At 61.7% G+C, this 21,350-nt stretch carries 15 protein-coding genes and 1 pseudogene; 2 read left to right on the top strand and 14 right to left on the bottom strand.

What is annotated here, in order from left to right:
• Nucleotides 1–17 precede the first annotated feature (17 nt).
• The 8 genes from gcvP to arcD (QR290_RS22905) all read right to left on the bottom strand — a co-directional run bounded on the left by gcvP (nucleotide 18) and on the right by arcD (QR290_RS22905) (nucleotide 10,739).
• On the bottom strand, nucleotides 18–2,870 hold the full coding sequence (gene gcvP / locus QR290_RS22945) for an aminomethyl-transferring glycine dehydrogenase (RefSeq protein WP_289203681.1): 2,853 nt from the start codon (nucleotides 2,868–2,870) through the stop codon (nucleotides 18–20).
• Between the two features lie 10 nt (nucleotides 2,871–2,880).
• Entirely contained in the window at nucleotides 2,881–3,264 is a 384-nt protein-coding gene (gene gcvH, locus QR290_RS22940) for a glycine cleavage system protein GcvH (protein ID WP_007951190.1), read from the bottom strand.
• A 366-nt stretch (nucleotides 3,265–3,630) separates the two neighbouring features.
• Nucleotides 3,631–5,139: a sigma-54-dependent transcriptional regulator gene (locus QR290_RS22935; protein WP_289203680.1), complete on the bottom strand. Its 1,509-nt coding sequence runs from the start codon at nucleotides 5,137–5,139 to the stop codon at nucleotides 3,631–3,633.
• A gap of 266 nt (nucleotides 5,140–5,405) precedes the next feature.
• Nucleotides 5,406–5,768, bottom strand: a complete 363-nt coding sequence (locus tag QR290_RS22930) for a DUF5064 family protein (protein WP_085689376.1) — start codon at nucleotides 5,766–5,768, stop codon at nucleotides 5,406–5,408.
• Between the two features lie 62 nt (nucleotides 5,769–5,830).
• On the bottom strand, nucleotides 5,831–6,760 hold the full coding sequence (arcC, locus tag QR290_RS22925) for a carbamate kinase (RefSeq protein ID WP_289203679.1): 930 nt from the start codon (nucleotides 6,758–6,760) through the stop codon (nucleotides 5,831–5,833).
• 180 nt (nucleotides 6,761–6,940) lie between these two features.
• The gene (locus tag QR290_RS22915; protein ID WP_007951186.1) at nucleotides 6,941–7,951 is read right to left on the bottom strand and encodes an ornithine carbamoyltransferase; all 1,011 of its coding nucleotides are present in this window, start codon (nucleotides 7,949–7,951) and stop codon (nucleotides 6,941–6,943) included.
• A gap of 69 nt (nucleotides 7,952–8,020) precedes the next feature.
• Nucleotides 8,021–9,277 (bottom strand): arginine deiminase, encoded by a 1,257-nt coding sequence (gene arcA, locus QR290_RS22910; RefSeq protein ID WP_289203678.1) that lies wholly within the window; start codon nucleotides 9,275–9,277, stop codon nucleotides 8,021–8,023.
• 34 nt (nucleotides 9,278–9,311) lie between these two features.
• Complete coding sequence (gene arcD / locus QR290_RS22905) at nucleotides 9,312–10,739, bottom strand: arginine-ornithine antiporter (protein WP_011335624.1); 1,428 nt, start codon at nucleotides 10,737–10,739, stop codon at nucleotides 9,312–9,314.
• A gap of 450 nt (nucleotides 10,740–11,189) precedes the next feature.
• Between arcD (QR290_RS22905) and arcD (QR290_RS22900) the strand changes: the two genes are divergently transcribed.
• Together arcD (QR290_RS22900) and QR290_RS22895 are read left to right on the top strand one after the other, a co-directional pair.
• The gene (gene arcD / locus QR290_RS22900) at nucleotides 11,190–12,617 is read left to right on the top strand and encodes an arginine-ornithine antiporter (RefSeq protein ID WP_011335623.1); all 1,428 of its coding nucleotides are present in this window, start codon (nucleotides 11,190–11,192) and stop codon (nucleotides 12,615–12,617) included.
• A complete protein-coding gene (locus tag QR290_RS22895) occupies nucleotides 12,614–13,465 on the top strand; it encodes a DNA-3-methyladenine glycosylase family protein (RefSeq protein ID WP_289203677.1) in 852 nt (283 codons plus the stop codon). Before arcD (QR290_RS22900) ends, QR290_RS22895 begins: the two co-directional genes overlap by 4 nt.
• Nucleotides 13,466–13,695: 230 nt before the next feature.
• Here the strand turns inward: QR290_RS22895 and QR290_RS22890 are convergent, their stop codons facing one another.
• The 6 genes and pseudogenes from QR290_RS22890 to QR290_RS22870 form a co-directional block, all read right to left on the bottom strand.
• Entirely contained in the window at nucleotides 13,696–15,045 is a 1,350-nt protein-coding gene (locus tag QR290_RS22890; protein ID WP_289203676.1) for a CoA transferase, read from the bottom strand.
• A 38-nt stretch (nucleotides 15,046–15,083) separates the two neighbouring features.
• Nucleotides 15,084–15,839 (bottom strand): methyl-accepting chemotaxis protein, encoded by a 756-nt coding sequence (locus QR290_RS28830; RefSeq protein WP_371320921.1) that lies wholly within the window; start codon nucleotides 15,837–15,839, stop codon nucleotides 15,084–15,086.
• Nucleotides 15,840–15,941: 102 nt separating this feature from the next.
• Nucleotides 15,942–16,949: pseudogene (locus tag QR290_RS28825) on the bottom strand (PDC sensor domain-containing protein); the annotation flags it as partial.
• Between the two features lie 453 nt (nucleotides 16,950–17,402).
• Nucleotides 17,403–17,798 (bottom strand): YbaN family protein, encoded by a 396-nt coding sequence (locus tag QR290_RS22880; protein ID WP_085606588.1) that lies wholly within the window; start codon nucleotides 17,796–17,798, stop codon nucleotides 17,403–17,405.
• A gap of 162 nt (nucleotides 17,799–17,960) precedes the next feature.
• On the bottom strand, nucleotides 17,961–18,557 hold the full coding sequence (locus QR290_RS22875) for a biliverdin-producing heme oxygenase (RefSeq protein ID WP_289203674.1): 597 nt from the start codon (nucleotides 18,555–18,557) through the stop codon (nucleotides 17,961–17,963).
• Between the two features lie 111 nt (nucleotides 18,558–18,668).
• Entirely contained in the window at nucleotides 18,669–21,254 is a 2,586-nt protein-coding gene (locus QR290_RS22870) for a TonB-dependent receptor (protein WP_289203673.1), read from the bottom strand.
• Nucleotides 21,255–21,350: the final 96 nt, after the last annotated feature.

The following is a 21,350-nucleotide window of genomic DNA, read 5'->3' as shown; positions in this document are numbered from 1 at the left end:
ACCCGCCCCCTCACAGGTCAAGCGTAGCTTTCGATCGACGGGCAGGCGCAGACCAGGTTGCGGTCGCCGAACACGTTGTCGACGCGACCGACCGGCGGCCAGTACTTGCCTTCGATCAACGACGCCACCGGGTACACCGCTTGTTCGCGGCTGTACGGGTGAGTCCACTCGCCCACCAGCTCTGCCGCAGTGTGCGGAGCGTTCTTCAGCGGGTTGTCGTCCTTGTCCAGGGTGCCGTTTTCCACTGCGCGGATTTCTTCGCGGATGCGGATCATGGCGTCGCAGAAGCGGTCCAGTTCTTCCTTGGATTCACTTTCGGTCGGCTCGATCATCAACGTGCCTGCCACCGGGAACGACATGGTCGGGGCGTGGAAACCGAAGTCGATCAGACGCTTGGCGACGTCATCGACGCTGATGCCGCTGCTGTCTTTAAGTGGACGCAGATCCAGAATGCACTCGTGCGCCACCAGGCCGTTGCTGCCGGTGTACAGCACTGGATAGTGCTCTTCCAGGCGACGGGAAATGTAGTTGGCATTGAGGATCGCCAGCTGCGAAGCGCGCTTCAGACCTGCGCCACCCATCATGCGAATGTACATCCAGGTGATCGGCAGAATGCTCGCGCTGCCGAACGGTGCTGCGCAGACCGCGCCTTCCTTGCGCTCCATGTGGCCATGGCCCGGCAGGAACGGGGTCAGGTGCGACTTGACGCCGATCGGGCCGACGCCCGGGCCGCCACCGCCGTGCGGAATGCAGAAAGTCTTGTGCAGGTTCAAGTGCGACACGTCGCCGCCGAACTTGCCCGGTGCGCAGAGGCCGACCATCGCGTTCATGTTGGCGCCGTCGATGTACACCTGGCCGCCGTTGTCATGAATGATGCCGCAGATTTCGCGGATGCCTTCTTCGAACACGCCATGGGTCGACGGGTAGGTAATCATCAGCGCGGCGAGGTGTTCGCGGTGCTCGATGGCCTTGGCGCGCAGGTCTTCGATGTCCACGTTGCCACGGGCGTCGCACGCGGTCACGACCACGCGCATGCCGGCCATGTTGGCGGTCGCCGGGTTGGTGCCGTGGGCGGACGACGGGATCAGGCAGATGTCGCGACGGTCTTCGCCACGGCTCTGGTGGTAGGCGCGAATCGCCAGCAGACCTGCGTACTCGCCTTGGGAACCGGCGTTCGGTTGCAGCGAGATCGAGTCGTAACCGGTGGCGGCGCAGAGCATCGCTTCCAGTTCATCGGTCAGTTGCTGGTAACCGGCGCTTTGCTCGGCCGGGGCGAATGGGTGCAGGGCGCCGAATTCGGCCCAGGTCACCGGGATCATTTCGCTGGCGGCGTTGAGCTTCATGGTGCACGAGCCCAGCGGGATCATGGTGCGATCCAGTGCCAAGTCCTTGTCCGCCAGTTTGCGCAGGTAGCGCATCAGCTCGGTTTCCGAGTGATAACGGTTGAACACCGGGTGGCTGAGGATCGGCGACTGACGCACCAGCGCAGCTGGAATGGTGCTTTGCGCGGCAGCGGCCAGCGTAGCGAAATCCGGCAGGGTCTTGCCGTCGGCGAACAGGCCCCACAGGGTTTCGATGTCAGCTTGAGTGGTGGTTTCGTCGACCGACAGGCCCAGACGCTGGGCGTCGATCACCCGCAGGTTGATCTGTTGAGCGCGAGCCTTGTCATGCCGCGCGGCAGTTTGCGCGCCGGTGGCCAGGGTCAGGGTGTCGAAGAAGCTGGCTTGCTCGACGGTCACACCCAGTGCGCTCAGGCCCTTGGCCAGGATCGCGGTCAGGTGATGCACGCGGTTGGCGATCTGAGTGAGACCTTTCGGGCCGTGGTACACGGCGTACATGCTGGCGATGTTGGCCAGCAGCACTTGCGCGGTGCAGATGTTGGAGGTGGCTTTCTCGCGGCGGATGTGTTGCTCGCGGGTCTGCATCGCCAGACGCAGGGCCGGCTTGCCGAAGCGGTCAACCGAAACACCGACCAGACGGCCCGGCATGTCGCGCTTGAACGCATCTTTGGTGGAGAAGTAAGCCGCGTGCGGGCCACCGAAGCCCAGCGGCACGCCGAAGCGTTGCGCGCTGCCGATAGCCACGTCGGCGCCGAATTCGCCCGGCGGAGTCAGCAGAGTCAGGGCCAGCAGGTCAGCGGCCACGGCCACCAGTGCGTTGGCCGCGTGGAAGCGTTCGGTCAGTTCGCGGTAGTCGAACACATCACCGTTGCTGGCCGGATATTGCAGCAGTGCGCCAAAGAACGGCGTCACGTCGGTCAGTTCGCGCTCATCGCCCACGACCACGTCGATGCCCAGCGGCTCGGCACGGGTGCGCAGCACGTCGAGGGTTTGCGGGTGGCTGTGGATCGAGGCGAAGAACTGGTGGCTGCCCTTGTTCTTGCTCAGGCGTTTGCAGAAGGTCATGGCTTCGGCAGCGGCGGTGGCTTCGTCGAGCAGCGAAGCGTTGGCGATCGGCAGGCCGGTGAGGTCGCTGATCAGGGTCTGGAAGTTCAGCAGCGCTTCGAGACGGCCCTGGGAAATTTCCGGTTGGTACGGGGTGTAAGCGGTGTACCAGGCCGGGTTTTCCAGCAGGTTGCGCAGGATCGGCGACGGCGTGTGGCAGTTGTAGTAGCCCTGGCCGATGTAGGTCTTGAACAGTTGGTTCTTGCCGGCGATGCCTTTGATCATTGCCAGGGCATCGGCTTCGCTCAGGCCGTCGTCCAGACCGAGCACGCTGGTGCCCTTGATGCTTTCCGGGATGACGCTGGCGCTCAGGGCTTCGAGCGAGTCGAAGCCGAGGCTGTTGAGCATGGCTTGCTCGTCACCGGCGCGCGGGCCGATGTGACGGGCGATGAATTCGTTGGCGGTGCCGAGATTTACTTGGGTCATGTCAGGTTCCTCAGGCTTCGGCTTGGGCTTTGATCAGGCGGTCGTAAGCGTCCTGATCCAGCAGCTTGGCGACGGCGGAAGCGTCGGCCGGCTTGAAGCGGAAGAACCAGCCTTCGCCCAGCGGATCTTCGTTGACCAGCTCAGGGCTGTCTTCCAGGGCCGGGTTGGTGGCCAGGACTTCACCGTCCAGTGGCATGTAAACGCCGCTGGCGGCTTTTACCGATTCCACGGTGGCGGCTTCGGCGCCTTTCTCGTACGCCTGCAATTCAGGCAGTTGCACGAACACCACGTCGCCCAGGGCGTTCTGCGCGAAAGCGGTGATGCCAACGGTGACAGAACCATCGGCTTCGGCGCGCAGCCATTCGTGATCTTCAGTAAAACGCAACTCGCTCATGGAATCTCCTAGGGGCCAGACTCGTCTGGTGGACGCGGTGGAATACTCGGGCGGCAATGCCCTGATTTTATGAACGGTTACTTAGCAAGAACGCGGCCAACGTAAAAATATCGTTATAAATCAACGGCTTGATTGATTTGTAGGCGAGCGCGATCAGATTGGCTGTAGCGAAATCGCTACAGCATGAGGCGAAGAAAAAAGCTGAACCGGATCAAAGCCTTGCACAGCGGTGATCGGAGGAGGGTGTAGCGATATCGTTCCGCTGTAGCGCTTTCAGTACGGATGGAGGTCGCTTTTGAACGGATTTCGAATCCGTCACATTCCCTGTGGGAGCAAGCCCGCTCCCACATTTTTGACCGCGCTCGACTACGGCTTGTTGGGGATGCCGTATTTGCGCAATCGGTGGGCAATTGCGGTGTGCGAGGTTTGCAGGCGACTGGCCAGTTGGCGGGTCGAGGGGTAGCTGACGTAGAGTTTTTCCAGCAGCGATTTCTCGAAGGCTTCGACGGCTTCTTCGAGGCTGTCGACGTCGGTGTCGGTCTGGCGCGCCACCGAGGTGCCGGCGATGTCGAGGTCGCCGATGTCCACCAGGCTGCTTTCGCAGATCGCGGCGGCGCGGAAGATCACGTTCTGCAATTGCCGCACGTTGCCCGGCCAACGGTTGCCGAGCAAAGCCGGGTAAGTACCCGGCGCGAGGCGGCAGACCGGGCGCTGGATCTGCGCGCAGGCCTGCTGCATGAAATAGCGCGCCAGCAACAGAATGTCCTGGCCGCGTTCGCGCAGCGGCGGCACTTCGACGTTGAGCACGTTGAGGCGGTAGAACAGGTCTTCACGGAACAGGCCTTCGCTGACCATTTTTTCAAGGTCGCGGTGGGTGGCGCTGAGGATGCGCACGTTGACCTTCACCTCACGATCGCCACCGACCCGACGGAAGCTGCCGTCGTTGAGAAAGCGCAGCAGTTTGGCTTGCAAGTACGGCGACATTTCGCCGATCTCATCGAGGAACACCGTGCCCTGGTTGGCCAGCTCCATCAGCCCCGGTTTGCCGCCGCGTTGTGCGCCGGTGAAGGCGCCGGGGGCGTAGCCGAACAGTTCGCTTTCGGCGAGGTTCTCCGGCAGGGCTGCGCAGTTCAGTGCGAGGAATGGCGCGTTGTGCCGGGCGCTGATGGCGTGACAGGCGCGGGCCACCAGTTCCTTGCCGGTGCCGGTTTCGCCCTGGATCAGCAGCGGCGCGTCGAGGGCCGCGACGCGTTGGGCGCGGGCCTTGAGGGTGCGGATTGGCGGCGATTCACCGAGCAGCGCATCGAAACCTTCGGCGTGATCGTGGTGCAGCGCCGAGAGTTGTTCGCCGATGCGGTTCGGTTGATACAGGGTGAGCAGGGCGCCGGCGTCGGTGATCGGCGTGGCGTCGAGCAGCAGGGTCTGGCCGTTGACGGTGATTTCCCGCAGCGGCAGGCGGAAGCCTTGTTCGAGCAGGGTTTCGAGCAGGCCCGGATCGTTGAACAGTTCCGAAACGCTTTCACCCGCCGGCTCGCGGTCGTACAGGGCGATCAGCGCCGGGTTGGCCAGCAGCACCTTGCCGGCGCTGTCCAGCGCCAGCACCGGGTCGGTCATCGCCGCGAGCAACGCGTCGAGCTGCAAGTGCCGACGCTGACCGGGCAGGATGTCGACCACCACCACGGCCTCCACGCCACGCACGCGGAACAACGCATCTTTCAGTTCTTCGAGCACTTGCGGGCTGAGGGTCGGGGCATCGATATAGACGTTCGGCGGAACCATTTCCACCGCATCCAGATTGAGATTGCGCCCACCGAGCAGGGCCAGGACTTCCTGGGTGATGCCGACGCGGTCGATGAAGCTGACGTGGATACGCATGGGGCGGTTCTGGGTTCTGGAGTGCGGAGGGGGGCAAGTATGCCTTGATGGGGGACTGGGGTGAAATCTTGAGAGTGGCGTCGTGCTCGAAATCCACCCCTCACCCCAGCCCTCTCCCCAGAGGGGCGAGGGGGAAAGGGAGCAGATTGGGGGCTTTTCAAAACTTGAGTTCGGCTCGCTATTTCAGGTCGGTGTACCTTGAGCGAGCAACTCGGTCGGCTCCCTCTCCCTCTGGGAGAGGGCTGGGGTGAGGGTGCCTTTGGGGGTTACTCGAAATGCTCGGGATTGACCGGATCCCCGGATTGCATATTCAGCTGTTTGCGGATGTCTTCAAACATCAAATCGTAATGCTTGTGCACCGAGCCGATCTGGCTGTGTGCCTTGGGAATCCCGTATTTCTCGGCGATCCGGGTCACGTCGCGGGCGAAGTTGTAGGCCTCTTCCTTGGGCAGGAAAAACGTCTCCTTCATGTCCTTGCCCTGCATGCTGCCGTGCAGGGTGAACTGTATGCCTTTGCCTTTTTGAGGATCGGTGAACACTTCATAGTCGAGGTGCACGTTGTAATTGACGTCGTCGTCAGTCAACGCATGCCGCTCAATATGCAAATGACCGGGTTCGAACTGGGCCATGGTTTTCTCCTTTCAAGGCATGGGAGAAGGGCAGACCAGAGGTCTGCCCCCGGAGTTTCTTTTTATCGGTAGGTGATGCCCGGCGCTGCCGTGCTGACCCGCGTACCGGCGGTGCCCTGGACGATGGCTTCGATGTCCGAGAGCGAACCGATCACCGCGACCTTGCCAGTATGGCGCGCAAATTCGCAAGCTGCCTGCACCTTCGGCCCCATGGAACCGGCGGCGAAGCCCAGGCGTTCGAGTTCGTCCGGGTGGGCCTGGGCAATCGCTTTCTCGGAAGGTTTCTTGAAGTCGACGTACGCTGCGTTGACGTCGGTGGCGATCACCAGCAAGTCCGCCTCCAGCTGTTCGGCCAGCAGCGCCGAGCACAGGTCCTTGTCGATCACCGCTTCGATGCCTTGCAGCTTGCCGTGTGCGCCATACATGGTCGGGATGCCGCCACCGCCGGCGCAGATCACGATGCTGCCCTTGTCCAGCAGCCACTTGATCGGGCGGATTTCAAAGATGCGTTTTGGCCGTGGGCTGGCCACCACGCGACGGAACTTGTCGCCGTCCGGGGCAATCGCCCAGCCTTTTTCAGCGGCGAGTTTTTCTGCTTCGGCCTTCTCGTAGACCGGGCCGATCGGTTTGGTCGGGTTCTTGAAGGCCGGGTCGTTGGCGTCGACTTCGACCTGAGTGAGCAGGGTCGCGAACGGGACTTCGAAGTCCAGCAGGTTGCCCAGTTCCTGTTCGATGATGTAGCCGATCATGCCTTCGGTTTCGGCACCGAGCACGTCCAGCGGGTAAGGGGTGACGGAGGTGTAGGCCGCTGCCTGCAACGACAGCAGGCCGACTTGCGGACCATTGCCGTGGGCGATGACCAGTTGATTGCCGGGATGGATCTTGGCGATTTGCTCGGTGGCGATGCGGATGTTGGCGCGCTGGTTGTCAGCGGTCATCGGCTCACCACGGCGGAGCAGGGCGTTACCGCCCAGAGCTACGACGATACGCATGGTGCATGTCCTTCTTGTACAGAGGAATGGCAAACGACTCGTTTCCATGTTGAAACCAGAATCCCTTGTGGGAGCGGGCTTGCTCGCGAAGGCGTCAGATCAGTCGACATCACGGTTGAATGACACTCCGCTTTCGCGAGCAAGCCCGCTCCCACATTGGGGAGGCGGTCCCTCAGTGGGTTACAGATCAGCCAAAGTCGACACCAGAATCGCCTTGATGGTGTGCATGCGGTTTTCCGCTTGCTCGAAGGCGATGCAGGCCGGCGACTCGAACACGTCGTCGGTCACTTCGATGCCGTTTTTCAGGTGCGGATACTGTTCGGCGATCTGTTTGCCGACCTTGGTATCGCTGTTGTGGAACGCCGGCAGGCAGTGCATGAACTTGGTGCGCGGGTTGCCGGTGGCTTTCATCAGCTCGGCGTTGACCTGATACGGCAGCAGTTGCTGGATACGTTCGGCCCATGCCTCAACCGGTTCACCCATCGATACCCAGACGTCGGTATGGATGAAGTCCACGCCTTTGACCGCAGCTTTCGGGTCTTCGGTCAGGGTGATGCGGGCGCCGCTTTCCTCTGCGTATTTCTTGCAGCGATCCACCAGGTCATCGTGTGGCCACAGGGCTTTCGGCGCGCAGATGCGCACGTCCATGCCGAGTTTGGCGCCGACCAGCAGCAGCGAGTTGCCCATGTTGTTGCGCGCGTCGCCCAGGTAGGCGTAGCTGATCTCGTGGATCGGCTTGTCGGCGTGCTCACGCATGGTCAGCACGTCGGCGATCATCTGGGTCGGGTGATATTCATCGGTCAGACCGTTGAACACCGGTACGCCGGCGAACTTGGCCAGTTCTTCGACGATTTCCTGCTTGAAGCCACGGTACTCGATGGCGTCGTACATGCGACCCAGCACGCGGGCTGTGTCCTTCATGCTTTCCTTGTGGCCGATCTGCGAGGAGTTCGGGTCGATGTAGGTGACGTTGGCGCCCTGGTCATAGGCGGCGACTTCGAACGCGCAACGGGTGCGGGTCGAGGTTTTTTCGAAAATCAGGGCGATGTTGTTGCCCTTCAGGTGTTGCTGCTCGGTGCCGGTGTATTTGGCGCGTTTGAGGTCGCGGGACAGGTCGAGCAGGTAGCGCAGCTCACGTGGGGTGTGATGTTCCAGGCTGAGCAGGTTACGGTTGTGAATGTTGAAAGCCATGATGGATCTCCTTCGGTATCGGTTATCCCCCTGGCCGCTCTTTGTGAGTCGCGGCCAGGGCTCAGAGGTTTAGTAGTCGATTGGGTCGCGCACGATCGGGCAGGTCATGCAGTGGCCGCCGCCACGGCCACGGCCCAGTTCGCCGGCGCTGATGGTGATGACCTCGACCCCGGCCTTGCGTAGCAGGGTGTTGGTGTAGGTGTTGCGGTCGTAGCCGATGACCACACCCGGCTCCACGGCCACCACGTTGTTGCCGTCATCCCATTGCTCGCGTTCGGCGGCGAAGCTGTTGCCGCCGGTTTCGACGACGCGCAGTTCCTTGAGACCGAGCACGTCAGCCACCACCTGGATGAACGACTTGTTCTCCCGGCGCACGTCCAGCCCATAAGGCTTGCTGGCATCGGGGCGGATGATGAACGGCACGATTTCCTTGACCACTTCCGGGAAGACCGTGACCAGGTCGCGGTCGCAGAAGCTGAACACGGTGTCCAGGTGCATCGCCGCGCGGGATTTCGGCAGGCCGGCGACCACGACTTTTTCCACGGCGCCTTTGGCGAACAGCGATTGCGCCAGTTGGCCGATGGCCTGGCGCGAGGTGCGCTCGCCCATGCCGATCAACACCACGCCGTTGCCGATCGGCATGACGTCACCGCCTTCGAGCGTGGCTTTGCCGTGATCCTTGTCCGGATCGCCGTACCAGACTTCGAAGTCGGCGCTGGTGAAGTCGGGGTGGAATTTGTAGATGGCGGTGGTCAGCAGAGTTTCCTGACGACGGGCCGGCCAGTACATCGGATTGAGGGTCACGCCACCGTAAATCCAGCAAGTGGTATCGCGGGTGAACTGGGTGTTGGGCAGCGGGTCGAGCAGGAAGCTGGAGTGGCCCAGATAGTCGCGGTACATCTTGATCACGCTGGCGCCTTCGCTGTCCGGCAGATCCTCGCCGGCCACGCCGCCGATCAGAAATTCCGCGAGCTTGCGTGGCTCCAGGCCTTCGAGCCAGCTGCGCACTTCATTCGTCAGGCCAACGCCGACGGTGTCCGGGGTGATCTTGCGATCCAGAATCCATTTCAGTGCTTCGGGGTTGCCGACGATATCGGTCAGCAAGTTGTGCATTTCCAGCACTTCGATCCCGCGTTCGCGCATCTTCGTGACGAAATCGAAGTGGTCGCGCTTGGCCTGGTTGACCCAGATGACGTCGTCGAACAGCAGCTCGTCGCAGTTACTCGGGGTCAGCCGCTGATGGGCCAGACCTGGGGAGCAAACCATGACTTTGCGCAGTTTGCCGGCTTCGGAGTGGACGCCGTACTTAGCTTTTTCCGTGGTCATTTCAGTGATCCTCCAGAGTGAAAACGTTGGGCAATTACAGAGTCAGGAAGCCGTCATACAGTCCGTAGGCGGCCACGAGGGCACCCACGACCACTGCGGCGAAAATCAGCTTCTCGACGTTGGTGAAAACCGGTTGTTTGAGTTCGAGCTTGGCCTTGGCGAACAGGATCGCGCCGGGGGCATAGAGCAGGGCCGACAGCAGCAAATACTTCACGCCACCGGCGTAGAGCAGCCACACCGCATAGATCAGGGCGATGGCGCCGATGATCAGGTCCTTGCGCCGTTCGGCCGCGAAGCCTTCATAGCTTTCGCCGCGTACCGCCAGCAGCAGGGCGTAGGCCGCCGACCACAGGTACGGCACCAGAATCATCGAAGTGGCGAGGTAGATCAGCGACAGGTAAGTGCTGGCCGAAAACAGCGTGATGATCAGGAACAGCTGCACCATCGCGTTGGTCAGCCACAGGGCGTTGACCGGTACGTGGTTGGCGTTCTCCTTGCGCAGGAACTCCGGCATGGTGTGGTCCTTGGCGGCGGCGAACATGATCTCCGCACACAGCAGCACCCACGACAGCAACGCCCCCAGCAGTGAGATGATCAGACCGACGCTGATCAGCACCGCGCCCCAGTGACCGACCACGTGCTCCAGCACGGCGGCCATCGACGGGTTCTGCAGTTTGGCCAGTTCCGGCTGAGTCATGATGCCCAGCGACAGCACGTTCACCAGCACCAGGAACAGCAGCACGGTGATGAAACCGATCACGGTCGCCTTGCCGACGTCCGAACGTTTTTCCGCCCGGGCCGAGAAGATGCTCGCGCCTTCGATGCCGATGAACACCCACACGGTGACCAGCATCATGTTGCGCACCTGGTTCATCACACTGCCCAGATCCGGGTTTTTCACGCCCCAGATGTCGGCGGTGAAGATGTCCAGTTTGAAGGCGAAGATCGCGATCAATACGAACAGCAGCAACGGCACGACCTTGGCGACGGTGGTCACCAGGTTGATGAACGCCGCTTCCTTGATCCCGCGCAGCACCAGGAAGTGCACGCCCCAAAGCAGAACCGATGCGCCAATCACGGCAGCAACGGTGTTGCCCTCCCCAAAAATCGGAAAGAAATACCCGAGGGTGCTGAACAGCAGAACGAAGTAACCGACGTTGCCCAGCCAGGCACTGATCCAGTAACCCCAGGCCGAGGAGAAACCCATGTAATCGCCGAAACCGGCCTTGGCGTAGGCGTAGACACCACCGTCCAGGTCAGGCTTGCGATTGGCGAGAGTTTGAAAGACGAAAGCGAGGGTGAGCATGCCGACAGCGGTGATGGCCCAGCCAATCAGTACCGCGCCGACGTCGGCACTGGCGGCCATGTTTTGTGGCAAAGAGAATATCCCGCCACCGATCATTGAACCGACTACCAATGCAACCAGTGCACCTAGTCGTAGTTTTCCGGGAGCTTCAGACATTGCATGACTCCATTGCAGGAGAGAAGAGTTCACAGCGTAGTTCTGTTGGCTTTTCAAACAGCTGACTTAGATCAGTGCATAGTCACATTCCATTGTTAATGAATGACTTATGAAACGTCTGGAGGCATAAAGCTATTGTCTGGAAAGCCCGTCCTAGAGGCCTTTTGTCCGAAGTGGTTAAGAATGGATCCTATTACTTTCGAATTATCACGCTAGTTCCTTTTCAGGTTTTGGCAAATTTTTCATCGCTGTTTTCAGTACAGAATTGATTTATCAGGATTCGCGCACAAAACTGTCTGAGCGTGCTAAGGCGTTAGCGCCAATGGCTATATATAAAGGGCGCAAGTTGGCGTTATTCAATAAACGTCATTACGCTTTATCCATTTAGTTAAAAGCCGGTTGCATAACGGTTTCGCGGCATTTGCCGCTCTGGTACCTGGAGACGCTGGAATGTCGCAACCGACGCAAAAGCTGCGCCTTGGCGCACTGATCGCCCTGGTGGTGGGGTCGATGATTGGCGGGGGGATTTTTTCCCTGCCGCAGAACATGGCGGCCCGGGCCGATGCCGGCGCCATCCTGATCGGCTGGGGCATCACGGCGATCGGCATGCTCACCCTCGCTTTCGTGTTCCAGACCCTGGCCAACCGCAAACCGGAACTGGACTCCGGCGTTTATGCCTACGCCAAGGCCGGGTTCGGCGACTACATGGGCTTTTCTTCGGCGTGGGGTTACTGGATCAGCGCCTGGCTGGGCAACGTCGGGTATTTCGTGTTGCTGTTCAGCACCCTCGGCTACTTCTTTCCGGTGTTTGGTCAGGGCAATACGCCGATTGCCATCGGCTGCGCCTCGGTACTGCTGTGGGCCGTGCACTTTCTGGTGATGCGCGGGATCAAGGAGGCGGCGCTGATCAACCAGTTGACCACCGTGGCCAAGATCATCCCGTTGATCATGTTCGTGGTCATTGCCGCCGTGGCGTTCAAGGCTGACGTGTTCACCCGGGATATCTGGGGCCGCAGCAACCCGAATTTCGGCGGCGTGATGGATCAGGTGCGCAACATGATGCTGGTCACCGTGTTTGTATTTATCGGTATCGAAGGCGCCAGCGTTTACTCGGCGCGGGCGGAGAAACGCACGGACGTTGGCCGCGCCACGGTGATCGGTTTCCTCGGTGTGCTGGCGCTGCTGGTGCTGGTCAACGTGTTGTCGCTGGGGATCATGAGTCAGCCGGAACTGGCGACCTTGCAGAACCCGTCGCTGGCAGCGGTGCTGGAGCACATTGTCGGGCCATGGGGGGCGCTGCTGATCAGCGTGGGCCTGGCGATTTCATTGCTCGGTGCGTTGCTGTCGTGGGCGTTGCTGTGTGCGGAGATCCTGTTCGCCACCGCCAAGGACAACACGATGCCGGCGTTCCTGAAAAAGGAAAACGCCAACCATGTGCCGGTCAATGCATTGTGGCTGACCAACGTGATGATCCAGATTTTCCTGCTGATCACGCTGTTTTCCGCCGGCACTTACACCAGCCTGATCTACCTCGCTTCGTCGATGATTCTGGTGCCGTATCTGTGGTCGGCAGCCTACGCCGTGTTGCTCAGTGGACGGGGTGAAACCTATGAACATGCCTCCGCCGAACGCACCAAGGATCTGCTGATTGGCGGTATCGCCCTGTGTTACGCGGTGTGGCTGTTGTATGCCGGCGGGGTGAAATACCTGCTGCTGTCGGCGCTGCTGTATGCGCCGGGGGTGATCCTGTTCGCCAAGGCCAAGCATGAGCAGGGCGAGCCGCTGTTCACCACGCTCGAGAAGGGGATTTTCACCTGCGTCATCGCCGGGGCCGGGCTTGCGGCCTACGGGTTGTACAGTGGCGTGTTGTCCCTGTGAGATTGCGGCTCGACTATCACGGATCCTGCGACTGGCCGGCGATGCTCGGGTTTCTCGCAGCCCGCGCGGTGGCCGGGATGGAGACGGTGGTCGGTGACGTGTATTCGCGCAGCATCGGGTTGAACGGGCTTCACGGTACGGTTTCGGTCTGGCCCGGTGACGGTGATGCGCTGGAGGTGGAACTGGATTTCCCGGATCCGTCGGCGGTTCCCGAGATTATTGCGCGCTTGCGACGGATGTTTGATCTGGATGCGGATCTGCCCACGATGCAGCGGCATCTGGCGGCGGATCCGCTGCTGGCGCGGCTGATCGCCGAGCACCCGGGGTTGCGGGTGCCGGGTGCGTGGGATGGTTTGGAGTTGGCGTTTCGGGCAGTCTTGGGGCAGCAGATCACCGTGGTTGCGGCGATCCGGCTGGCGGGGAAACTGGTGGCGCAGTATGGCGAGCCTTTGCGTTCTGCGGTGCCGGGCCTGACTCACGTCTTTCCTCAGGCAAAGGTTTTGGCGAGCGCTGACCTGGCGGCGCTGGGCATGCCGAAAAGTCGCGGGCGCACCTTGTCCGGTGTGGCGCAAGCGTCGCTGGACGATCCGCTGCTGTTTGCCTCCGGGACGGCGCGGTTGCTGGCGCTGCACGGGATTGGCGACTGGACGGCGCAGTACATCGCCCTCAGGCAGTTGCGGGATATGGACGGGTTTCCGACTGGCGATGTGGGATTGCTGCGGGCGTTGGAGGTGCTGGAAGGCGAGCGGATGACGGCGCGGGAGTTGTCTGCCCGCGCGGAGATTTGGAGACCGTTTCGGGGATATGCGGCGCAGGTGTTGTGGGCGTCTTTGAGTCGATTCGACTGAGATTTTGGTGTACGGCTTGAGATCGCTGCCCTCACCCTAACCCTCTCCCGGAGGGAGAGGGGACTGAACGCGGGATATTCAGAAAATACACCGACTTGAACGTTCTGCATCGAATCCAAAATCGACTCGATCTCTCAGGTCGATGCATGGCGCCAGGCAACTCGGTCGGCTCCCTCTCCCCCCGGGAGAGGGCTGGGGTGAGGGCAGCGATCTCAAGCCATGTACAAATCTCAGAGCCACTGGGGTTGATGCGACCCCAACTCAGTCGCCGGCAAAGACCACTGCAACGGCGTTCCAGCAATACGCAGCGGCGCTTGTAGCCGATGTGCCGGTCCCCAAGGTGTCTGTTCTACAAGCAAGCTTTGATCCTTTGGATTTTCCGGACTCAGAGCTTTATCCGTCCCGGCCCCATGTTCAACCAACAACTTCGCCGTCCGCGCCAGAGACAACCGCGCCGATCCACCTCGACGACTGCGTAACCGTTCAGCCAGCAACCGAATCACGCTCGCCGCCATCAGATACCCCGTCGCATGATCCAGCGCCTGCACCGGCAGCGGTGTCGGTTTGTCCGCCTGCTTCCAGCGCTGCCCGGCCTCGGCAATCCCGCTGCTCATCTGCACCAGACTGTCGAAGCCCCGACGGTTCTGCCACGGACCGCTCCAGCCGTAAGCGTTGAGGCAGACATCTATCAGCCCCGGCGCGAGTTGCCGGCGGCGTTCGACGCCGAAGCCGAGATGTTCAAGGGCGTCGGCGCGATAACCGTGCAGCAGAATATCGGCATCCTTGAGCAGACTTTCGAACACCGCACGATCTGCCGGCTCATGCAGATCCAGTCGCGCACAACGTTTGCCGAGTGTTACCTCCGGCACCACGCCGGGTTCGTTCCAGGTCGGCGGGTCGATGCGCAGCACGTTGGCGCCGAGCCCCGCAAGAAAACGGCTGGCAGTCGGGCCGGCCAGTACGCGAGTCAGATCGAGCACCTTGAGCCCGGCCAATGGCCGCGCCACCGAGCCTTGCCAGGGTTGATGACTTTCTTCTTTCCCGTCACTGAAATGCACCAAGGGCTCGGCATTCACCGCCAACCCTTGTGGATGTTTCTGCCACTGCGCCCAACTGCGCATTTCGGCGGCGCAACCCTTGGCCTCGACCACCGCTTGCTCCAGATCGGCACTGGCCCATCGCGCGACTTTCGCCGCCATCGCCGCGCGGTCGGCACAGGCGCCGAGCACGCGTTCAGCGGCGGCGCGATGATGCGGGGCGTTGGTGTGCAGGCGAATCCAGCCGTCTCGGGTTGCGTAGTCGCCGGCCACCGGATCCCATAGCGGCGGCACTTCCCAGCCGATTGGCCGAAGTGAAGTGGCGAACCAGAACGAGGCGAGTCGGCGGTCGACTTCTACAGTGGGCAAGTTGCCGGTTTGCTGCTGAAGGAGTTCGGCGACGGCTTGCCCGGCAGCGGCAATGCTCGCGCAGGCAAGGTCGGTGACGGCAAACGCCGAGGGCAGGGCGCCCTCGGCGGTGAACGGAATCGGCGTGCGGGACAAGCCGAGTGCGGCTTGAATGGACGTGAGCAGATCAGTCATCGAAGGCCCTCCGGAAGAGGGCCTGATCATAGATCAAATCAGACGCGGAACTGATCCATCAATTTCATCTGCTGACTGGCGAGGGCATTGAGCTGGCTGCTGATCGCCGCCGATTCGGTGGCCTGTTCGGTCAGGGTTTCGGTGACGGTGCGGATCGCCGAGACGTTGCGGTTGACCTCTTCGGCGACGGCGCTTTGTTGTTCGGCGGCGCTGGCGATCTGCAGGTTCATGTCGCTGATCACGGTGACCGCGTCGCTGATCTTGCCGAGGGCGTCCACGGCCTGGCGGATCTGCCCGGCGTTGTTGTGGGCCTGGGTCTGGCTCGAGTGCATGGTCGCGACCACGCCACGGGTGCCGGTCTGGATGCGTTCGATGACCACGCGGATTTCTTCCACCGAATCCTGAGTACGCTTGGCGAGGTTACGGACTTCGTCGGCCACCACCGCAAAACCACGACCGCTTTCACCGGCACGGGCCGCTTCGATCGCGGCGTTCAGCGCCAGCAGGTTGGTCTGTTCGGCGATGCTGCGGATCACTTCCAGCACCGAACCGATCTGCTCGCTGTTGACTGCCAGCTCTTCGACTTCGGTCACCGCTTTGCTGACTTCGTCCGCCAGTTGATTGATGTCGCGGGTGCTGCGCTCGATGATCGACATCCCGTCCTTGGCCGACTGGTCGGCGCCTTTCGCCGCGTTGGCCGCGTTCGAGGCGCTGTTGGCGACGTCGTGAGCGGTGGCGCTCATTTCGTTGGACGCGGTTGCAACCTGATCGATCTCGCGGAACTGCACCTGCATGCCTTCGCTGGTCTGGCGGGCGATTTCCGACGATTGATCGGCCGTGCCACGGGCCTCGGTGATGCTCTGTTTGATCTGGGCGATGGTCGGTTGCAGCTTGTCGAGGAAGCGGTTGAACCAGTTCACCAGTTCGCCCAGTTCATCCTTCTTGGTGTAGTTCAGGCGCTGGGTCAGGTCGCCTTCGCCGCTGGCGATGTTCTTCAACATCTCGGCGACGCTGTTGATCGGCCGGGTCACGCCCGAGGCGGTGAGCCAGATCAGCACCAGGCCGATCAGGCCGGCGATCACGGCCACCGCCAACGCGGTCATCACGCCGGTTTGCTGAGCGTCGTCGAGCACCGCCTGCAGCTTGACCGAGTCGGCCAGCAACACTTGTTTCGGCAGGTCGATGACTACGCCCCAGGCCCGGGAATTGCCGATCGGATCGACCGGGAACACGGCGCGGATCAGGTCGCCCTGTTCGAGAATCTTCGGTGTGCCGGCGCTCAGCAGTTGCAGGATGTCCTTGCCTTCAGCGCCGAGGGTTTCGGCGATGCCTTTGCCGACCTTGGTCGCGTCGGTGCTGTAGGCACCCAGCACGCCGCTGCCGGAGACGATCAGCATGTGCCCGGCACCATTGAACAGTTCGCGCTGGGAACCCACGGCCGCCGCTTGCAGCGCATCGAGTGCGATGTCGATGCCGACCACGCCGATGGCCTTGCCGTCCACCAGCAACGGCACGGAAATGGTGGTCATGAGCATTTCCTTGGTGCCCACGGTGTCGGCGTACGGGTCGAGCAGGCAGGTGCGCTTGTTGTCGCGAGGGCAGGTGTACCAACTGTTATAGGGCGTGCCGCTGAGGCTGAGGGTAGTCTTGGTCATGTCTTCTTCGACCATGATCGTGTTCAGCGCAGAACCGGCGGCGCGGCTCCAGTAGGTAGCGAAGCGCCCGGCTTCGTTGGACTGGCGCGCGGCGTCGTTGACGAACTCGCTGTCCTTGCCGTCCAGCCCGTTGGGTTCGAAGGCCAGCCAGATGCCGAGCACCTTGCTGTTGCGCTCGAAGGCGGTCTTCAGGCTCAGGTTCAACTCTTCACGCAGGGCGCCGGCGTCCAGCGAACGCTTGGCGGCCATGACGCGCATGTCCTTGATCTGATCGGCCAGGGCGGTGATCACCAACAGGCTTTCGCCGAAGGTTTTCTGCACCTGCACCGCCTGTTCGGCCGCCTTGGCCTGCAACAGGTTCTGCACGCTGGCGGTGAGCATCTTGCTGCTCGACTGGCTGACCAGTTCGTCGTTCTGGTTGGTCTGGTAGATGTTGATGCCGACGATCAGCGCAACCACGCCGAGCAGGCACAGGCCGGACAGCAGGACGATTTTCAGGCGAATGGACAGAGAGTCGAACATGGGACGTTCTCGCGAATGAATGAACTGTTGGCTACGGGGCAGGGAAGTGCCCGATTCGCCAAATCCATTCAGCGCCATTCAATGCTCATCGGCGCGGGGCGAGGGCGCATGAGGCGCATGCCGACGAACGGTCATGGCTAAACGTTTGCGCGGGTAAAAGCCCTGAAAACAAGGGAAAAATCAGGAAATCTTCGGCAACGCTTCCGGTCGTGACCAGATCCACAGGTTGCCCATCGTCATGCCTGCAATCGCCAGATAAATCGGCCACCCGTGATCGAGCATCACCAGCATCAGTGTGGCGCACAGCAACATGCTGACCGTGGCGCTGACCTTGGCCTTGCGGGCGATGATCTTGCCGTTGCGCCAGTTGCTCAGGATCGGGCCGAACAACCGGTGGTTTTCCAGCCAGGCACTCAGGCGCGGCGAACTGCGGGTCGCGGCCCAGGCGGCGAGCAGGATGAACTCGGTGGTCGGCAGGCCGGGCACGACGATGGCGATCAGGCCGATGCCGAGGCTGACATAGGCGAGCAGGCCGAACAGCAGGCGGGCGAGTCGGGAGGAGGCGGGTTGGGGCATGGGCTCGAGGTGTGTGAGGCGAAACGGGGATTCTACAGACTTGCGCTGTTCCCATGTGGGAGCGGGCTTGCTCGCGAAGGCGGTGTATCAGTCACCTTCAATGTTGAATGACAGGTCCCATTCGCGAGCAAGCCCGCTCCCACATTGGGGAGTCGCGTGGCTTCAGGCCGGTTCGGCTTCTTTGGCGTAAGCCTGTTCCAGCAGCACGGTGAAGCGGTTGAACGCATCAATCGCGCCTTGCTCCACTTCGGCTTCCTCTTCAGCGCTGAATTGCAGCGAATCGAGGGTGCGTACAAAGCTCTTCCAGCCTTCGGCGCGACCGCCTTCAGGCTCGCCCAGGTGACGGGCGCCGAAGGTTTCGCTCAAGTCCAGCGCCACCGCGCGTTTGATCAGGAACGCAGCGCCGAGCTTTGAACCTTCAGAAACGAAAATCCAGCCCAGGGCGCGGGCCTTGCTCGGGTTTTTCACCGCACCGGCCACAGGGCCAGGCACTTCGGTGTCGAGGTCGGCGAGGTCGGCCTTGGCCGCTTCGGCGCGGCAGCGGGCCGGGAGGTCAGGGACGATGGTGGTCAGTTCGGCATCGTTGTACAGCGACACCAGTTCCGACTGGAACAGGTACTGCGCGACCACGAAACGGGCGAAGTTGGCGCGGGTCTCGAACGGCGCGTGGGCCTTGACCAGGGCATCGAGCTTGCTGTGCGGCTCGTGGGTGATCTGGTTCAGGCGTTGCGAACGCAGGGCTTTTTCCGGGGTGCTCATGAGATGTCCTTGAAAAGAAGAGGCGCTTGATAACGAGACGTACGGGCAAGCGCCGGACAGTAAAAAAACCTCACGGCGCGGCAATGCATGCGCGCCGTGAGGTCATCCGGATCAGATATCCCAGACCAGATTGATCGCGAAGTTGCGACCCGGCTGGGTCAGGCGATCGAGGTTGGCCGGGCTCAGCACCGCGGCTTCGCCGACGCTGTCGTAACCGCGCACGTCATCCCACAGCCAGTACTTCTTGTCGGTCAGGTTGTAGATGCCGCCGCTGACGGTGACGTCGTCGGTGACTTTGTAGAACCCGGTCAGGTCGAGAATGCCAAAGCCCGGCGATTTGAACTGGCTGCTGACGCCGTCCGGCGACTTGAAGTTGCTGTCGTCGACGCGATCCTTCTTCTTGACCACGGTCCAGCTCAGCAGGCCGCCGTAGTTGTCCTGGTCGTAACCGAGGCCGAATACGCCGGTCAGCGGGTTGACGCTGTTGAGCGGTTCGCCGGTGTCGTTGTTGCGACCGTAGGCGTAGGCAATCGAACCTTGGGTATACAGGCCTTGTGGTGCACCGAACGAATCCAGATTCAGACGCCCTTTGACTTCCGCACCCTTGATGGTGGCGTGCTTGATGTTGTTGGTCTGGAACGTCAGCTCGCTGTAGCCCGGGGTGACCGCGTCTTCGTTGATGAAGTCGCGGTACTTGTTATAGAACACCGCCACGTCGAACGAGCCTTGCTCGAAGTTGCCGCGCAGGCCGGTTTCATAGCTCTTGCTCTTTTCCGGTTCCAGGTCCGGGTTCGGCGCCACGTTGTAGCCGGTGGTGCTGTTCTCGAAGCGGCCATACAGCGCTTTCGCGGTCGGGGTGCGGAAGCCTTCGGCGTATTGGCCGTACCAGGTGTAGTTTTCGGTCAGGGCGTAGGTCAGGCCGAATTTCGGCGAAACCTTATGCCAGGTCTTGTTCTCGTCGCTGACCGTGCCGTTGCCGTCGGCGGCTACGGTGTTGAGGAATTCCTGGGTGATGTGCGGCTTGAGCTGGGTGTAGTCGTAGCGCAGGCCCGGCAGGAAGGTCCAGTTGTTCCAGCTGATCTGATCCTGGGCGAACAGGCTGTAGGTGTTGATGGTCGGGTCCGGGAAGTCGCTGGATTTTTTCAGCACGTCGGCTGCGCTGGTGGCGCCAATGGCGGTGCATCCGCGACCGACCGCCAGGCACTTGCCGTCGCCGCTGCGCGAGCCGGTGACTTTCTGCTGCTTGATGGTGGTGCCGTAGGTCAGGACGTGATCGGTGTCACCGATGGCGAAGGCCTTGTCCAGTTGTGCGTCGAACACCCACTGCTTTTCTTCGTAGATCGTGTCGCGGGTACGCAGCACTTTACGAGTGATCGGGTAGTAGAACTCGTCGGTGCTCTGGTCGGTCTTGGCGGTCTGGTGGTTGAGGCTCCACTTCACGTTGTCCGCCAGCAGGCTGTTCAACTCGAAGCTGTGCTCCAGGCCGAAACGCTCGCGGGTGATGGTGTCGTTGCCGGTGCGCCACTGATACATGCCGCCGGGCAGCACGCTGTTCGGGATCGTCGGCGCACCGTTGAAGTACGGGCCGCCGTAGGCGCTTTTCTGATCGGTGTCGCGATCATCCTTGTACTTTTCGTAGGTCAGGCCCAGGCGCGAACCTTCGTTGTAGTTCCAGCCGATCTTGGCCAGCACGTTGGTGGCTTTCACGTCTTCCGGGTTGGCGGCGGTGCGCTCAAGGCCGGTGCCGTTGTTGCTGCCGTAGGAGTCGGTTTCGTGGCCGTCGCGCTGGCTGTAGTGCAGCAAACCGTCGAACTGGTCGGCTCGACCGGCGACGGTGGCGGATTTCAGCCAGCTCTTGTCGGCGGAGCTGTAGCCGGTTTTCAGGCGGGCGCCGACGTCTTTGCCGGGCTTGATGATGTCGTCCGGGTCGAGAGTGTAATAGCTGACCGCGCCGCCGATGGCGTTGCTGCCGTACAGTACCGAGGCCGGGCCACGGAGGATTTCAACACGTTTGACGATTTCCGGATCGACGTAGTTGCGTTGGGTCTTGGCGTACGGGCCGTTGAAGAAACCGTCCGGGACTTCGACGCCGTCGACCTGAGTCAGAATCCGGTCGCCGTCGATGCCGCGAATGTTGTAGCCGCTGATACCGCCGCGCTGGCCGGCGCCGCCGACAGATACGCCCGGCTCGTAGCGCACCAGATCCTTGATGGTGTTGACGTTGTTGCGGTCCAGATCCTGACGGGTCTGCACGGTGACGGTGGCGGGCACGCTGTTGATCGACTGTTCCTGACGGGTGGCGCTGATGGTCACCTGATCCAGGTTAAGTGCGCCGCTGCTGGCGCGTTTTTCCAGCACGACGTTGTTGTTGCTGATTTTGCGGAAGCTCAGGTTGGTCCCCACCAACAGGCGCTCCAGGGCTTTTTCCGGTGGCAGCGAACCGCGCACGCCCGGCGACGAAACGTCTTGACCCAGTTCCGCCGGCAAACCGACCTGCCAGCCCGTGACAGCGGTGAACGCATTGAGCGCCGACACCAGCGGTTGCTGGCTGATGGCGAACGAGTAGTCGCCCATGTTGCGCGTCGGCTGTTCGGTGGCGGCCATCAGCGGCGCGGTGCCGGCCATCAGGATGGCGGCGGTCAGCAGCGACAGTACGCGGGAAGGGGAAGAAGTCTGGCGGGTAAGGCGAGAGGACATCGATAGCGCTCCGTGTCGCACGAATCTTTATAGGTGCTGATTGATCTCGCGAGATGCGAATCAATTGCATTGGCTATAACGAGACGAACGAGCTTT

Source organism: Pseudomonas fluorescens (genome assembly GCF_030344995.1).
Lineage (GTDB): Bacteria > Pseudomonadota > Gammaproteobacteria > Pseudomonadales > Pseudomonadaceae > Aquipseudomonas > Aquipseudomonas fluorescens_BF.
The sequence above is the reverse complement of the archived record's forward strand: the minus strand, read 5'-3'. Positions and strand labels throughout refer to the sequence as shown.

Coding starts and splice junctions, on each gene's coding strand:
- gcvP (WP_289203681.1), bottom strand. CDS start 2,870: ATGACCCAAGTAAATCTCGGCACCGCCAACGAATTCATCGCCCGTCAC.
- gcvH (WP_007951190.1), bottom strand. CDS start 3,264: ATGAGCGAGTTGCGTTTTACTGAAGATCACGAATGGCTGCGCGCCGAA.
- QR290_RS22935 (WP_289203680.1), bottom strand. CDS start 5,139: ATGCGTATCCACGTCAGCTTCATCGACCGCGTCGGCATCACCCAGGAA.
- QR290_RS22930 (WP_085689376.1), bottom strand. CDS start 5,768: ATGGCCCAGTTCGAACCCGGTCATTTGCATATTGAGCGGCATGCGTTG.
- arcC (WP_289203679.1), bottom strand. CDS start 6,760: ATGCGTATCGTCGTAGCTCTGGGCGGTAACGCCCTGCTCCGCCGTGGT.
- QR290_RS22915 (WP_007951186.1), bottom strand. CDS start 7,951: ATGGCTTTCAACATTCACAACCGTAACCTGCTCAGCCTGGAACATCAC.
- arcA (WP_289203678.1), bottom strand. CDS start 9,277: ATGACCACGGAAAAAGCTAAGTACGGCGTCCACTCCGAAGCCGGCAAA.
- arcD (WP_011335624.1), bottom strand. CDS start 10,739: ATGTCTGAAGCTCCCGGAAAACTACGACTAGGTGCACTGGTTGCATTG.
- arcD (WP_011335623.1), top strand. CDS start 11,190: ATGTCGCAACCGACGCAAAAGCTGCGCCTTGGCGCACTGATCGCCCTG.
- QR290_RS22890 (WP_289203676.1), bottom strand. CDS start 15,045: ATGACTGATCTGCTCACGTCCATTCAAGCCGCACTCGGCTTGTCCCGC.
- QR290_RS28830 (WP_371320921.1), bottom strand. CDS start 15,839: ATGCAGGTGCAGTTCCGCGAGATCGATCAGGTTGCAACCGCGTCCAAC.
- QR290_RS22880 (WP_085606588.1), bottom strand. CDS start 17,798: ATGCCCCAACCCGCCTCCTCCCGACTCGCCCGCCTGCTGTTCGGCCTG.
- QR290_RS22875 (WP_289203674.1), bottom strand. CDS start 18,557: ATGAGCACCCCGGAAAAAGCCCTGCGTTCGCAACGCCTGAACCAGATC.
- QR290_RS22870 (WP_289203673.1), bottom strand. CDS start 21,254: ATGTCCTCTCGCCTTACCCGCCAGACTTCTTCCCCTTCCCGCGTACTG.